This window comes from Pseudomonas sp. PAMC 29040 (assembly GCF_003994535.1).
GTDB classification, from domain to species: domain Bacteria; phylum Pseudomonadota; class Gammaproteobacteria; order Pseudomonadales; family Pseudomonadaceae; genus Aquipseudomonas; species Aquipseudomonas paraversuta.
In genome coordinates this window covers 83,931-99,639 of sequence record NZ_RZAA01000007.1, presented here as the reverse complement: position 1 = coordinate 99,639, position 15,709 = coordinate 83,931, and the positions used below count along the sequence as shown (strand labels likewise).

The 15,709-nt window shown below is 65.5% G+C and carries 7 protein-coding genes; 2 read left to right on the top strand and 5 right to left on the bottom strand.

Translation table 11 applies throughout. From position 1 onward, the window contains the following. Positions 1–36: 36 nt before the first annotated feature. The 5 genes from WG29040_RS14560 to WG29040_RS14535 all read right to left on the bottom strand — a co-directional run bounded on the left by WG29040_RS14560 (position 37) and on the right by WG29040_RS14535 (position 12,543). On the bottom strand, positions 37–3,183 hold the full coding sequence (locus tag WG29040_RS14560) for an amino acid adenylation domain-containing protein (RefSeq protein ID WP_127196413.1): 3,147 nt from the start codon (positions 3,181–3,183) through the stop codon (positions 37–39). Between the two features lie 10 nt (positions 3,184–3,193). After that, positions 3,194–7,666 (bottom strand): condensation domain-containing protein, encoded by a 4,473-nt coding sequence (locus WG29040_RS14555; protein WP_127196412.1) that lies wholly within the window; start codon positions 7,664–7,666, stop codon positions 3,194–3,196. 52 nt (positions 7,667–7,718) lie between these two features. Further along, positions 7,719–8,699, bottom strand: coding sequence for a TauD/TfdA family dioxygenase (locus WG29040_RS14550; RefSeq protein WP_003444936.1), 981 nt, complete (start codon positions 8,697–8,699; stop codon positions 7,719–7,721). Positions 8,700–8,738: 39 nt separating this feature from the next. Beyond that, positions 8,739–9,497 carry a thioesterase II family protein gene (locus WG29040_RS14545; RefSeq protein WP_127196411.1) on the bottom strand — a complete coding sequence of 253 codons (759 nt, stop codon included), beginning with the start codon at positions 9,495–9,497 and terminating at the stop codon, positions 8,739–8,741. 1,393 nt (positions 9,498–10,890) lie between these two features. Next, positions 10,891–12,543: a cyclic peptide export ABC transporter gene (locus tag WG29040_RS14535; protein WP_127196409.1), complete on the bottom strand. Its 1,653-nt coding sequence runs from the start codon at positions 12,541–12,543 to the stop codon at positions 10,891–10,893. Between the two features lie 193 nt (positions 12,544–12,736). Here WG29040_RS14535 and WG29040_RS14530 point away from each other — a divergent pair, with 193 nt between their 5' ends. Both WG29040_RS14530 and fhuB read left to right on the top strand, forming a co-directional pair. Then, positions 12,737–13,648, top strand: coding sequence for an ABC transporter substrate-binding protein (locus tag WG29040_RS14530; RefSeq protein WP_003444946.1), 912 nt, complete (start codon positions 12,737–12,739; stop codon positions 13,646–13,648). Next, complete coding sequence (gene fhuB, locus WG29040_RS14525; RefSeq protein WP_010657198.1) at positions 13,641–15,629, top strand: Fe(3+)-hydroxamate ABC transporter permease FhuB; 1,989 nt, start codon at positions 13,641–13,643, stop codon at positions 15,627–15,629. The genes WG29040_RS14530 and fhuB overlap by 8 nt, the downstream gene beginning before the upstream one ends. Positions 15,630–15,709: the final 80 nt, after the last annotated feature.

Genomic DNA, 15,709 nt, shown 5'->3' with positions numbered 1-15,709 from the left:
GCGGAATAAAAAAAGCCGGCCTCAGCCGGCCTGTTTTCAGTGGGTTGTCAGGCCCCGGGCGGCGCGGGCCTGGGCCAGTAGCTCGGCGCGTTGTTGATCGCTGAGGCTGTCGAGCTCGCGGCGCAGGCGAGCGATCTTTTCCAGGCGCAGGGGCTCTGCAAGTTCACCGAGGGCCTCGGCCAGACCGGCGGCACTGGGATGATCGAACACCAGCCCGGGGGCGACTTCGAGCTTGAACATCGTGCGCAGCCGCGCCACCAGCTTGATCACCAGCAGTGAGTGGCCACCGGCCTCAAAGAAGTCGTGGTCCACCCCCAAAGCGTCCGGCGGGCACTCCAGCAATTCGGCCATGGCATCGCGCAGGCAGGCTTGCAGTTCGCTGGTGGGGGCCCGTACCGGTTGCCGGGGTACCTGCTGGCCCGGATCGGGCAAGGCAGAGCGATCGACCTTGCCGTTGGCCAGACGGGGCAGGCTCGGCATGGCCAGCAAGCGCGCCGGGCACAGGGCTTCAGGCAGGCGCGCGGCCAGGGCCCGGGGCAACTGTTCCAGGGCACCTTCAGCGCCATCCTCGTTGAGCACCACATAGGCGATCAGGCTGGCCGCGCCATCGCCGGGCGACCACAGCCGGGCCACAGCCTGTTCGACCCCGGGCAAGGCCAGCAGCGCCGCCTCGATTTCACCCAGCTCGATGCGCTGGCCGCGCAACTTGACCTGCTGGTCCTGACGGCCAACCAGTTGCAGGCCGCCTTCGGCCCGATAGCGGCCCAGGTCGCCGGAGCGATACAGACGCTGCCCCGCCAGGAACGGATCCTCGATAAAGCACTCGGCACTGGCTTGCCCCAGGTAGCCACGGCATAGCTGGGCTCCGCCGATGTACAGCTCACCCAGGGCACCGGTGGGTACCAGTCGCAGGCGCTGGTCCAGCAGGTACACGCGATTGCCGTCAAGGACACGGCTCAGGGGCACCCGCTCATCGCGGTCCGGGACGTCGGCCCGCAGGGGGTGAAACATCACCCCGACCGTGGTTTCGGTGGGGCCGTAGTGGTTGAACAGGCGCAAGCCCGGCGCCCGCTTGAACAGTTGCTCCACCAGACGTTGCGGCGTGGCTTCGCCCCCCAGGATCAGGGTTTCGGGCAACGGCGGGGTATGTCCTTCGAGCAAGGCCGCCAGGTGCGAAGGCACGAATTTCGCCACGTCCGGTCGTTCCCGAAGCAAAAAGCGGCTGAATGCCGCGCCATCCACAAGATCCTCCGCGGCGGCGATGACCAGCCCGGCGCCGACCTGCCAGGCGCCGAACAGCAAGGTGTGGCCCAGGTCGACGCTTAGCGGACTGGTGAGTGCCAGGCGCATGCCGGCTTGCAGACCGAGGGCTGCGCTGGCCGAGCGGGCGTAGTTGCCCAGCGCGCCGTGCTCCACAAGCACGCCCTTGGGTGCCCCGGTCGAGCCGGACGTAAATAGCAGGTACGCCAGGTGCCGGTCAGTCAGTTGCGGTGCCTGGAACGGCAATTCGGCATCCCTGCCCGCCTGCTCCAGACTGGCGCTCGGCCAGGGGCCGCGAGCACTGCTGGACGCCGGATCGCACAGCACCAGTGCCGGTTCGGCGCGGGTCAACAGATCGTGACGGCGCTCCGCCGGCCAGGCCGGTTCCAGCGGCAAGTAGTAAGCCCCGGCCACCAGCACCGCAAGGATATGCAGCACCCCTTGCAACGAGCGCTCGGTCTCGATGGCCACGCATTGCCCCACGCCGACACCCTGCCCTTGCAACCAGCCGGCCATGCGTGTGACGGTCTGCTGCAAGCCGGCATAATCCAGCTGCTGCCGGCCATCGCTGAGGGCCATGGCCTGTGGGGTTTGCCGGGCATGCCGGGCCAGACACTGCGCCAGCCCGTCATTGCTCTGCACCGGCTGCTGCGGGGCCAGGCCCGACAGCCGCTGGCGCTCCCGGGCGCCCACCGGCTCCAGGTCGTCGAGGGTCACGGCGCCATCACCCGGCAGCTGTTGCAGCAGGGTGCGGTACTGTTCCAGCAGCACCTCGATACTGGCGGCGCTGTAGGCCGCGCCATTGGCCTGGATATTCAGGAACAGGGTCTGGCCCCGGACCCGGGCACTCAACAACAATTCGAAGGCCCCCCGGTGCGGATAGGCAAGCACCTGGCGTGGATCGATGTGCGCCTGTTCAAAGACAAACCCCGCCAGCAGCGGCGCGGCGCTGGTGGGCGCCTCGATCGGGCAGTACTCCTGCCAGCCCAGATGATCCCCCAGGCGTTCTTCGGCCTGTTGCAACCATTCGCCGAGATGGCGCGCCGGGTCCAGCTCGACCCGCAACGGCAGGATTTTTTCGAACACCCCCAGGGTGTTCTCGAAGTGGTCGTAGTCGCTGCGGCAATCGTGCAACCAGCCAGCGACAAAACCGCGCTGACCGCTCAGGCGCCCCAGCAGCACCCACCACAAGCCTTGCAGCACCAAGTCCAGAGGCTGGCCGAGGAAGTCGGCCAGGGCCAGGGCGCCACCCAGATCCGACAGCGGCACTTCCAGCTGCAGGGTCTGACGCAGCGCCCCTGAGGGCTGCGGGTTGCCGCGCAGGCCCAGATGCAGGGCGTCACCCCGGGCCGGATCAACCCCGGCGTGTTGCCAATAGGCACGGCCCTGGGCAGCGTCTGCATCGGCGGCCATGTCCTGGCGCCATTGCACATAGTGTTCGTAGCCCACTTCGTTGAAGGTCGGCGCCTCACCATTGGCCAGCGCCAATACCTCAGCCACCAGTTGCTCCAGGCTCGGTGGGTCCAGGGCCAGGGCAGCGGCAACGAATTCCAGCTCGACCCCGCCGTTGGCCAGGGTACGCTGGCTGACCGCCAGCACTTCGTCCGGGGCCAGGTTCAAGGCCGCTGCCTGGGTGTCCAGCCCGACCCAGCGTATTGCCCCACCCTGATTGGGCAAGGCCTGACGCCAACCACGCAACCCCGGTACTTGCAGCCAGCAGGCGGCGAGAATCGGCTGGCTCGCCGAATAGCCTTGCAGGGCCGCCTGGATGTCCGCCGGCACCTGTGCCGCAGTCAGCGCCAGGCGCAGTCGATGGCTGCCGGCGTCAGCCCGGGCCGGATCATGGCCGAGCAGGCAGGCACGCTGCTCGGGGCTCAGGGCCAGGGTCTGTGGTGCGGTCAAATCAAGACTCAAATCATTCATCACAGTGTCCTTAAACAGGCAGCCCGGCCGATTGGCCCGAGCGCTCTTCGTTGTCTTGGGCAGCGTCATCGAACACGCTACGGTCGGTCATTTCGCCCATGGCCACGACGATCCGCCGCGGGCCTTCGAACGGGTCCCGGGCGTGGGCCACCAGCATGTTGTCGAGCATCACCACATCCCCGCGCTGCCAGTCGAAGCGCACCGCGCAGGCTTCGTAGAGCTGGCCCAGTTGTTCCATGACCAGGTCATCGATGGGCGTGCCATCACCGAAATACACCTGCCGCGGCATGTACCCGGCACCGACTATGCCCAGCAGGTCGCGGCGCACGTCGGCTTGCAGGCAATAGTCGTGGTGCAGCTGGACCTGGTTGAAAAAGGACTTTTCCCCGGTGTAGGGGTGGCGGATCACTGCCGGGCAAGGGGTGCGGGTCTGCAGGCCGCCATTGGCCAGCCATTCGAACGCCACGCCCTGCTCACGGCAGGTGGCCTCGACCACGGCACGCTGCTCGGTTTTGTAGAAGTCGCGCCAGTCCACATCGAAGCCCGGGGTGAAGGTGCGCACATACAACAGTCCCTTGCGTTCGAAGGTCTCGGCCAGCGCGGCCGGCAAGGCGCGGTACATCGCCCGGCAGTCGACGATAGGTGTGGCACCGCCCACCGGCGATGGCTGCTCGCAGAAGAACCACTGCTTGCGCGGCCAGCGTCGCAGGTGCGCGCTTTCGTTGTGGAACAGGATCATCTGCCGCTCGGGGTATGGCGTGGAGCGGTAGGTATTGCGCCCGCCCTCTTTCTTCGGCAAGTCGCCATAGGCGCCATACAGGCCCGGCTGGATGGCCTCGGCGAAGGCTTCGAAGTCTTGCGCGGTGCTCAGGCCGAAGCCACGGAACAGCAGGCCGGCATGCCGGCGCAGGCTGGTTTCAATGAACTCTCGGTTGAGGCTGGCCCACACGCAGGGGTCGAGATCGGCACTGACTGGCTCGATTACCAGCGGCAACTCGCAGCCGGCATTCAGCGGCGTGCAGCGCACGGCAGCCTCCGCCACCGACGGCGTGCTCGGACGGGCAAAGGACTTCAACTTGTCGCGCCTGGCCTCCAGCCGCGAGCGCCCGCTGACCGGCGCTGCAACCGCGGGCTGCAAGGCGCCGAGGGTCAGGCTGTCGAGGGAACGCTCGGGGTCGGCGAGGATTTGACCCAGCAGGTCGACCCAGGCCTCGACCCAGCAGCGCACCCGCGCCTCATCGAGGATCGCCGTGGCGAATACCCACTCGCCGCCCAGCCCCCGGGCGTTGGGCGTCAGGAACAGGGCCATGTCGAACTTCGAGGTCTGGGCCGGCGCGGCCAGCAGTTCGGCGCTCAGCCCCGGCACCGCGAACTGACCCCGGGGCATGCTGTGCAGCACGAACAGCGCCTGCACCAGCGGGTTGCGCTGGCGGGGCACGGCGCTGGCATCGACGATCTGTTCGAAGGGCAAGTCCGCCTGTTCGAACAGGTTCAATGAATCCTCGCTGACCCGGGCCAGCCATTGGTTGAACGATTGCTGCGGGCGCACCCGGGCGCGCAGCGGCACGATGTTGACGAAGAAGCCGATGAGCTGTTCCAGTTCGGTTCGCGGTCGACCGGCGATATCGGTGCCATAGATCAAATCGTCCTGGCCGGTGAGGCGATGCAGCAGCCAGTCGAAAGCCCCCCGCAGGACCATGAACAGGCTGGCGCCGTGGGCACGGCCCAGGGCTTCGAGACGCCCGACCTGTTCGGCGTCGAGCTGGAAGGCCACGCTGGCCCCGCCAGTGTGCGGGGCCGAGGGACGCGCACGGTCAGTGGGCAAGGCCAGTTGCTGCGGGGCGCCTTGCAGATAGTCGGCCCAGAAATCGCGTTCGCGCTGGCGCTCGGCACTGCCGGCCCGGGCGTTCTGCCAGGCCGCATAGTCGCTGTACTGAATACTCAACGGCGCCAGCGCCGACTGGCTGCCGGCCAGTTGCGCCTGATACCCCGCGCCCAGTTCCTGGACCAGCACGCCGAACGACCAGCCATCGCCGATCAGGTGATGCATGCTCAACAGCAAGCGATATTCCTGAGCGCCCAGGCGCAGCAGGGTGGCGCGTAACAGCGGCGCGCGCTGCAGGTCGAACGGCTGCCCCGCCGCCTCGGCCTCGGCCACCGCCAGGGCGGTGGTTTGTTCGCCATCGCGCAGACCACTGAGGTCAAGCACCGGCAAGGCCAGTTCTACCTGACCCGCACAGTGCACCAGGGCCACGCCATCCGGGCCCGGCACAAAGGCACTGCGCAAACTCGCCTGGCGTTGCAGCACACCGGCCAATGCCGCTTGCAGGGCGTCCACCCGCAGCTCGCCACACAGACGCAACTGGGCAACCATGTTGTAGGCCGCCCCGGCCTGCTCCCCTCCCAGCTGCTGGGCCAGCCACAGGCTGCGTTGCACCGGCGACATGGCCTGCGGGCCGCTGACATGCAGCGCCTGCAAGGGTACGCCGGCGGCCAGACGTGGTGCAGCGTCAACCATGGCCGCCAGCCGGGCCAGGGGGCTGGCGGCAAACAGCGCGCTCAGGGGCAATTCGACGTTGAACTCGGTGCGCACCCGCGCCAGGACTTGCACGGCGGCGAGGGAATGCCCGCCTACGGCGAGAAAGATGTCGTCGCGGCTGATCTCGGCGCCTTCCAGCACCTCGGACCAGATCGCCGCCAGACGCTGTTCGGTGTGGCCCAGGGGCGCGGCACCTGCCGGCGCGGCCCCACTGCGGCTCAATACGGGCCGGCGATAGACGTGATACGCGCCCAGTTCACCGGTCTCCAGACGCTGGCGGCAGGCCGAGCGTTGCAGCTTGCCGCTGGTGGTCTTGGGCAAGGCCGCCGGCTCGAGCAGGGCAATGACGCTGGCCGGTTCCTGCTGGGTTTCACTGACCACCCGGTCGATGGCTTCGATCAATACTTGAGGGTCGAATTTCTTTTGCACACTGCGCCCGATCTCGGCGGCGATGCCAATGCATTCGCGCCCGTCGACCTGCACCGGAAACGCTGCGACACGGCCCTTGCGCACCGCTTCGACGCCCTGCTCCACGGCTTTTTCGATGTCTTGCGGGTAACGGTTCTGGCCGCGAATGATGATCACATCCTTGGCCCGCGAGGTGATGAACAGACCGCCCTGATGCAGGAACGCCAGGTCGCCGCTACGCAGCCAGCGGCCGTCGGGCAGGTCGAGGAAGGTACGGGCGGTGGCCTCGGGGTTGCGCCAGTAGCCACGGGCCACACTGGGCCCGCGCACCCAGATTTCACCCACGCTGTTTTCAGCCACCGGTTGCAGGGTCTGCGGGTCCATCAGGCGCACCTGATCATCGAACAGCAAACCACCGCTGCTGACCATTTCGCTGCCGTGCGGGTCAGGGACCACCCGGCCCAGCGCCAATTGCTCATGGTCCACATGCAGGGTGTAGTACGGGCCGCCACGGGTGTTGCTGGTGACCATCAAGGTCGCTTCAGCCAGGCCGTAGCATGGATGTACGGTGGTTGCCGCCAGCCCTGCCGGCGAGAAGCGCTCAACGAAGTCGGCCAGGGTGTCGGCCCGCACCGGTTCGGAACCGCAAAACGCAACCCGCCACTGGCTCAGGTCGAGCTCGGCAAGCAGGCTGTCGCGCACGCTCTCGGTACACAGGCGGAAGGCAAAGTCAGGGCCGCCGCTGAGGGTGCCGCCGTAGCGGTGGATCGCTTCCAGCCAGCGCGCCGGCCGGGCGAGGAAGTGCTGGGTGGTCAGCAACACCAGCGGCACCCCGGCATAGATAGGTTGCAGCATGCCGCCGATCAGGCCCATGTCGTGGTACAGCGGCAGCCAGCTGACAAAGACATCCCCCGGGCGGGTGCCAAAGCCCATTTGCAACAGGCGCTGATTGTCCAGCAGGTTGGCGTGGGTGACTTCGACGCCCTTGGGTTCGGAGGTGGAGCCGGAGGTGTATTGCAGCATGGCGATGGCATCGCCCGGCACGGCACGGGGTTGCCAGGCCCGGGGCGCTTGCGCTTCAAGATCCTGGACGCTGGCCAGGGCCGGCAAGGACGCCAGGGTCAAGCCATCACGCAGCAACCGGGAAGCGTCGAGGGCAGCATGCTCGCAGAGAATCAACGAGGGCTCGGCATCCATGGCCATGCCTTGCAGGCGTTCGGTGTGGAACTGGCGATTGCGCTCCGGCGGATAGGCCGGCACCGCGATCAGCCCGGCATACAGGCATGCGAAAAAGGCCACTATGTAGTCCGGGCCGTTGGTCAGCAGCAGGAGCACCCGGTCGCCCTCCCCGGCGTGCTGCCCGAGGCAGGCGGCCAGGTGCCGGACCCGGGCATCGAGCTGGGCGTAGGTGTACAGCTCGGTGGTCTGGTTACCGTCACCGAGAAAGCGCAGGGCCAGTTGATCGCCTTGCTGCTCGGCGCGCTGCGCCAGCATCTCGATCAGGGATTGGGGTTGAGGCTGATGTGGGATGGCCATGGGGCGTCCTCCTGCAATCGCAAAAAGTCAGAAAAAAATCGGGGGGGGGTACTCAGCGCACGTCGGCGCCGTGGGGTTCGGCCATGGCCACCACCACTTTGCGTGGCCCCTGAAACGGTGCGCGACCGTGGGCGGTGAGCATGTTGTCGAGCATCAGCACGTCATTGTCCTGCCAGGAAAATTCGACCTGTTCCTGTTGCATCACGCCGCGAATGTCCTCCAGCAGGCTTTCTTCCAGCGGGCTGCCGTCGCCGTAATAGACGTTGCGCGGCAAGTCCTCTTCCTCCACCAGATCGAGCAGGGTTTCGCGCACCTCCTCGGGCAAGTTGGAAACGTGGAACAGGTGCGCCTGGTTGAACCACACCGCGTCGCCGGTGCGCGGATGGGTGGCCACCGCCTGGCAAACCTGGCGCGTGCGCAGGCCGCCGTCGTCTTTCCACTCCAGGCTGATGCCGTGGGCCTCGCAGTAGGCGTGCACGACAGCGCGGTCCTGGGTGTTGAATACCTGCTCCCAGGACACGTCCAGGCCGTTGCCGTAGTTGCGGGTGTACATCAGGCCTTTGCTGGCGAAGCGCTGGCGAATCTGTTCACCGACCCGGCGATAAATTGCCCGGCTGTCACCAATCGGCGTGGCACCGCCTACGGGAGATGCCTGCTGGCAGAAGAACCAGATTTTCATTGGCCAGTCCCGGGTGTAGGCCTGTTCGTTATGCAGCGGGATGTGCTGGTGCGGCGGATATTCGGTAGAGGTGTAGATGCCGGCGGTGACGTTGCTGCGCGGCGTGGAACCGAACTCGTAGGTCAGCAGGTCCGAACCGAAGCCGGTGGCGAAAGAGCGAAAGCGCTCGGCGGTCTGCACCTCGAAGCCGCGCAGCAATACGCCACCGGCGACCAGCAGTTGCTGCTCGATCAGCGCCCGCAGCGCGGGCAGGCAGACCGCCAGTTCAAGACCGGGCTCGCGGGCTTCAATCAGCAGCGGCAAGGGGGTATCGGCATGGCGCAGGGGCCGGATATCGAAGCGTGAATCAAGCATGGAAGACTCCGCGAAAAAAGGACGGCGGTACGACCCGGATCAACCCAGGGCGCGCAATGAAGGGAGCGAGAGACGCGATGCCTGCTGGCGTAGATCCAGGCACAGCGCGAGCAGGCGCTGGAGGAAGTCGGCGCGCTGGCGGTGCAGGAAAAAGTGCCCGCCGTCGCAGATCTGCAAATGGAACGGCCCGCTGCATTCGGCTTCCCAGGCCGCCAGGGCACTGACGGCGACACTGTCGTCACGCCCGCCGAACACATGCAGGGCGCAAGGCAAAGGCCCACGGCGCGGCGGCTGATAGCGGTCACCGAGGAGGAAATCCGCGCGCAGCACCGGCAGCACCATGGCCAGCAATTGCGGATCGTCGAGTACTGCCCGGGGTGTACCGTCGAGGCGAAGCAACTCGGCGATCAGTTCGGCATCGGTCATGGGTTGCGCATCGGGATTACCGTCGCGCTGCCCGGGGGCGGTACTGGCCACGGCGATCAGGGCTTCGGGCGGTTCGAGCCCCAGAGCGACCAGGGCGTGGGCCACCTCCAGGGCCACCACGCCGCCGACGCTATGGCCGAGCATCAGGTAAGGGCCGTTGATCATCGGCGCCAGTTCGGCCGCCAGGCTGGCGGCGAGGACGGGCATATCCACCTGCAACGGTTCATCGCCACGGCCCCCGTGGCCGGGCAGTTCGACCGGCTGCACATCGAGCCATGCCGGCAATACAGCCCGCCACGGGGCGAAGGCCATGGCACTCGCGCCGGAACAGGCGAAGCAGAACAGGCGGATGCGATCGGGGGCGACGGACACTGCGGATCTCCTTAAAAGCAGTCGACAAGCCGGGCCGGCCTTGCCTGGAACACTGCTAATAAGAACGAAAGAAATACCTGGGGAATTAACTGTCTTTGATAAATATTGTTATTTGCAGGGCACCAGACCTGGCCTGGTCTGTAGTCGCTGGCGAGCTGTGCGAGGCGGCGATCGGGCAAAGCCCGCAACCCCTCAGACCGCGTGTATCTGACACACCGAGGGGCGCGACTGGCGACTACAGGATCGTTTTTTGATCTTGATCTTCAAGCCCCTTCGGAAGGAGCGTGCATATCCATTCTATGTATCATGGCTTTTTACGGGTTTCGCCCTTACGGCGAGTCCCTTTTGGCAAACGCCCCAAAAGGAACCAAAAGGTCTGCGCCCTACCATACGGCCGAGCTCGCCTAGGCTCGCCCGGTGCCCTCACTCCGGCGCTGTTGTGGGGGCACGCCGTGACGGGCCATCCATGGCCCGGCACGGCTGGCTCGGCGTCCTGCCTCGCCACCCCCACAACAGCACCTGCGTTCGGCCTTCTGTGATGGGCATCCGCGTCGTTTCGACTATCGAGTGGCGGCAGGGACATCGTTTTTAAAAGCAAAAAGCAAAAATCAAAACAGCGCCTACAAGGTCGTTTTTGATCTGCTTTTGATCTGCTTTTGATTTTGATCTTGATCTTGATCTTCAAGCCCCTTCGGGAGGCCGAGAGGAGGTTCTGCGTAGTGGTCCTCCCGGCATGGATGCCGGGAGAGCCGTGTTGGGCCATGGATGGCCCGTCACGGCGTGGCCACGGAGCGGGACCGGAGCGAGGGAACCTGAGCGCAGCGAAGGCCGTACGCTGGGGCAAGGCCTTTTTGGTTCCTTTTGTGGCTGTTTGACAAAAGGGACTCGCCGTAAGGGCGAAACCCGTAGAAAGCCGTGATACATCAAACGGATATGTACACGGTATTCCAGTTGCTTGAACTAGGTACATATCCGTTCATTGCGCAACGGCGATTTACGGGTTTCGCCCTTACGGCGAGGTACTTTTGGCAAACGCCGAGTGTCGGACCATCCCAAAAATACCCAAAAGGTCTGTGCCCTACCATACGGCCGTGCTCGCCTAGGCTCGCCCGGTTCCCTCACTCCGGCGCTGTTGTGGGGGCACGCCGTGACGGGCCATCCATGGCCCGGCACGGCTGGCTCGGCGTCCTGCCTCGCCACCCCCACAACAGCACCTGCGTTCGGCCTCCTGTGATGGGCATCCACGTCGTTTCGACTATCGAGTGGCTGCAGGGACATCGTTTTCAAAAGCAAAAAGCAAACATCAAAACAGCGACTACAGGACTCTTCGGGAACATTGTGCAGTCGTTGACGAGCCCTGCGAAGCTGCGATCGGGCAACGCCCGTAACCCCCTCACCCGCGGTGTACCTGACACACCGCAGGACTCGACTGGCGACTACTGGAGCTGACAATCTGCCCACGCTCAAGCTTGATCAACTGATCGGCCAGATGGAAATAACGGTCATCGTGGGAGATGACCAGCAACGTCTTACCCTGGGCCCGCAACTCAGGCAGCAGTTCGCAATAGAACACTTCACGGAACGCCGGGTCCTGGTCTGCCGCCCATTCGTCAAAGATGATCACCGGCCGCCCTTCGAGACAGGCAACGATCAACGCCAGGCGCTTGCGCTGGCCCTGGGACAGTTCTCGGGTGGAAAACGAACCATTGCTGACGCTGACTTTGTGCTCCAGGTGCAGCTTGGCCAGCCAATCAGATGCCTGGCTGTCAAGGCTGGAATCCGGCGCTTCGAGCAGGGTGTCGAACAGGTGGAAGTCCGAGAATACCGCCGAAAACAGCTGGCGATAATCGTCCCGCCCGTCCGCCGCCACAGGTCGGCCATCGACCCGCACTTCGCCACTTTCCGGCACGTACAGGCCGGCAATCAGCTTGGCCAGGGTGGTCTTGCCGCTGCCGTTGCCTCCGACCAGGAAGGTAATCTCGCCAGGCTTGAGGGTCAGCGTGACCGGGCCAAGGGTAAAAACTTCATCCTCGCGCTCACTGAAATAACCATGGGTCAGACCATCCAGTTCCAGGGTAACGCCCTTGGCCTGCACCGCAGGCGCCGGCGTTTGCGAGCGGGCTTCGGCTTCCAGTTGCGCAAGGGTCGCTTCAATCCGTGCGCTGGCGACTCGTGCCTGACTCATCTGCGGCAGGTTCAGCAGCACGCCTTCCAGAGGGCCCATCATGTACAGGAAAACCATCACGTAGCCGGTGATCACCGCCGTGTCGGAAGGCACCCACAGGCGCAGGAACAGCACCACACCAATCAGCACCAGAAACAGCAAACGCCCCCAGCCACCGGTAATGGCGAACAGCATCAGGCCCTTGGCCCGGTTGCGGCGCACTTGCTCGACAGCGCTGACCAGTACTTCATCGAGAAAACGCCGGGCCTTGGAGCGGTTGAGTTTGAGTTCCTTGGCCCCCGAGACCATGGCGTCGAAATGACCGAAGAGTTCGTCCTGGCTGGCACCGGCCTTGCGGAAGTACTGCAGCATGTGGGAATGGCACAGGTGGTAGCCCAGGGAGCCAAGGCCGATGGCCAACACCGAAACCAGAAATATCACCCACGACAGGTATGCCAGGTAGCCCAGGCAACCGAGCACCACCACGGCACTGGTCACCAGCATCGGGAAGCCGGTAAAGAAGTTCGACAAGGTGGTGGTGTCGTCGGCCAGGGCCGCCTGGATACGTCCACGTCCGGCCTTTTCCAGCCCGCGCAGGGGCGCCGCAACCACGTGCCGTGAAATGTGCATGCGCAGGGTGGCCAGGCCTTGTTGACTGAGGTAGGCGAACAACGCCCTGGACAGCACCTGGCTGCCCATCACCAGGGCTATCACCAGCACGAAGGGCAGCGCATAGCTGGCCAGGCCGTCCAGTGGAGCATTCAGGGCCTGGTTGATCAGCGCCACCAGCAACACGTTGGCCAGACCGCAGACCAGGCTCGCGCCAATGGCCACGGCCAGCCGTGTGTGCGAGGTGCGAACCAGCATACCGAACAATGACATGGTGTCTCCTTGGGGGTCGGCTGGCGCAGGCCGTCACGCCGCCGCCATCGATAAATTGGGTTCCCGGAATAGACGAAGCCTGTGGCGGATTCTTTAGGACGCGGCATTATTGCAGGTATTGGGAATTAGGTGCTGTTGCTATAGACTCTCATTCTCGCCTGAGGGCGACCTGTCTGCTCCGGAGTCTGTTGCAATGCCCATTACCCGCCGTCGGGCCCTGACCGGCCTCGCATTGTTGCCGGTCGCGCTGTGCGGCTTGCCCGTGGTCCGCGCTGGCGATCCGACACTGCCGAAAGTCGATATTGTCAGTTTCGAGCCTGCCCTTACCGAAAGCCTGCTCGGCCTCGGCGTGGCGCCCCGGGCGGTGGTCAACGCCGGGTATTATCGCGAGTTCGTCGCCAGCCCGGAATTGCCCGACGATGTGCTGGATCTGGGCCCGAGCATCGAGCCCAATCTGGAGTACCTGCAACGCCTGGCGCCGGAACTGATCATCGGCACCTCCTGGCAGCTGGAAGGCACCTTGCTCTCGCGTATCGCGCCGTTGCGCAGCTTCGATATCTATAGCGCGAACGCCCAGCCCTATCGCAATGCCGGCCAGGTAGTGCTGGAGCTCGGCGCTCTGGTGAACCGGCGCGCCGAGGCACAGGCATTGCTGGAACAGACCGACCGCCTGCTCGAGCAGTTGCGCGTCAGGCTGGCACCGGTCAGCCAGCGCCCGGTGTACATCGCGCGCCTCAACCCGGACGGTCGCCACCTGTTGCTGTTCGGTGCCAAGGGCATGTATCAGGCCGTACTCGAGCGCCTGGGTCTGCGCAATGCCTATCAGGGCCGCACCAATGCCTGGGGCGGCAGCCCCGCGGTGGGCATCGAGACACTGCTTGAGCAACCCGACGCATCGCTGCTGTATTACACCAACCCCCGCGAAGCTCTGGCCGCCCAGCGCCGGCTGGACAACAGTCCGATCTGGCGCGCTTTGCCGATGATCCGCGAAGGCCGCGCCCTGGGGCTGCCACGGTTCTACCCCAGTGGCGGGTTGCTGACCGCGCAGCGCCTGGCCCTGTCTATCACCGAACAACTGCTCGCCATGGAATCCAACCGTGCCTGAACCTACTTCACCCCTGCGCCGGCAACCGGTCTGGCTGGCCCTCGGCCTGCTATTGATCGCCCTGGCCCTGAGCGTCCACCAGGGCAATTCGCTGTTGGCCCATGTTTCATGGAGCACTGCCATCGGCCCGGCGTCGCCCGAGGATCTGCCCGCCCTGCTGGTGCGCTACAGCTTTTTGCCACGGCTGGTGATCAGCCTGCTGGTGGGCGCGGCCCTGGCCCTGGCCGGGGTGATATTCCAGCAAGTGCTGCGCAACCCCATTGCCGAACCGACCACCCTGGGCGTGGCTTCCGGTGCCTACCTGGCCCTTTCCGCCTGCGCAATCTATGCTCCGGGCCTGCTGGACGGCGGCCAGGAAGGCGTGGCCCTGGCCGGCGCCGCCCTGGGCATGCTCGCGGTGCTGGGCCTGGCCTGGAGCCGGCGCCTGTCGCCGGTGGCGCTGATTCTCTCGGGGCTGATCATCAACCTGTATTGCGGGACCCTGAGCACCTTGCTGGTGCTGGCCAACCATGAAGTCTTGAGCAATCTGTTCATCTGGCAATCGGGCTCGCTGAACCAGAACAGCTGGCAGGATGTGTATCACCTGGCGCCACGCCTTGGGGTGGCTGCACTGCTCGCCGCACTGCTGGCCCGGCCGCTGCAACTGCTGGGCCTCAACGATGCAGCGGCCGGCAGCCTGGGCCTGTCGCCCAACCGCCTGCGCCTGATGGCCCTGGCCGTAGCCGTAGCCTTGAGCGCCAGCGCCATCGCCAGTGTCGGGGTGATAGGCTTTGTCGGCCTGGCCGCTCCCGCCCTGGCCCGCCTGGCCGGCGCCCGCACCCTGCGCCAGCGTTTGCTCTGGGCACCCTTGTTCGGGGCCTTGCTGCTGCTATTGGCCGACCAGGTGGTACAGGCGTTGGCGCCGCTGCTGGGGGGCGAGATCCCCACCGGCATCCTCACTGCGTTCCTTGGTGCGCCGCTGCTGCTGGTGCTGCTGAGCCGCCTGCATGAAACCCGCCTCAACCCGCCAGCCGCCCGCGCAACCGCTCAGGTCGCCCGGCTCAAACGCACCAGCTGGATATTGCTCGCAGTGCTGGCCATTGCCCTGTTCCTTGCGCTGACCTGGGGCCGCGGGCCGGATGGCTGGTATTTCAGCAGCGGCGCCGAGTTCGACGCCCTGCTGCCATGGCGCGCCCCCCGGGTTGCCGCGGCCTTTGGCGCCGGCATCCTGCTGGCCCTGGCCGGGACCTTGATGCAACGCATGACCGGTAACCCCATGGCCAGTCCGGAAATGCTCGGCGTGAGTTCCGGCGCCGCACTGGGCGGCATTTTTGCCCTGCTGCTGGTGCCCGGCTTCAGCCCTTTGCTGTTGTTGCTGGCGGCCACCTTTGGCGCCCTGCTCGCCTTGCTGGCCATCGTCGCCCTGAGCTGGCGCAGCGCCTTCGCCCCCGACCGCATGCTGCTCACCGGCGTGGCCCTGAGCACATTGCTCAACGCCTTTGCCGCGCTGTTCATGGTCAGCGGCGATTCCCGGGTGCTGCTGATGCTCAGCTGGATGACCGGCTCAACCTATCGCATAGACGCCAGCCAGGCAGTGATCATCTGCGCCCTGGCCGCGCTGTTCCTGCTGGTCACACCGTTGTGCAACCGCTGGCTGGCGATCATGCCGCTGGGCGCCGAACGCACCCGGGCGCTGGGGATTTCCCTGGGCGGCAGCCGTCTGCTGTTGTTGCTGCTGACCGCGGTGATGACCGCGGCGGCCACCCTGGTGGTCGGGCCGCTGAGTTTCGTCGGCCTGATCGCGCCGCACATGGCGCGCCTGCTGGGCGCACAACGGCCGGTCGCACAATTGCTGCTTTCGGCCCTGCTGGGCGGCACGCTGCTGGTGCTGGCCGACTGGCTGGGGCGCAACCTGGTGTTCCCGTGGCAGATCCCCGCCGGGATGTTCGCCACCTTCATCGGCGGCCCGTATTTCATGTGGTTGCTGGCGCGCAAGCGCTGATCCGGAGCAGGACAGAATCCGTCAAGAAATAAAATCTAAATAGTTCTGATTCCCATTCGTTACAGTTTTACCTAAGCTTC

Excerpts from the sequence above, each read along its gene's own strand:
- WG29040_RS14560 (WP_127196413.1), bottom strand. The coding sequence starts at position 3,183 with ATGAATGATTTGAGTCTTGATTTGACCGCACCACAGACCCTGGCCCTG.
- WG29040_RS14555 (WP_127196412.1), bottom strand. The coding sequence starts at position 7,666 with ATGGCCATCCCACATCAGCCTCAACCCCAATCCCTGATCGAGATGCTG.
- WG29040_RS14550 (WP_003444936.1), bottom strand. The coding sequence starts at position 8,699 with ATGCTTGATTCACGCTTCGATATCCGGCCCCTGCGCCATGCCGATACC.
- WG29040_RS14535 (WP_127196409.1), bottom strand. The coding sequence starts at position 12,543 with ATGTCATTGTTCGGTATGCTGGTTCGCACCTCGCACACACGGCTGGCC.
- WG29040_RS14530 (WP_003444946.1), top strand. The coding sequence starts at position 12,737 with ATGCCCATTACCCGCCGTCGGGCCCTGACCGGCCTCGCATTGTTGCCG.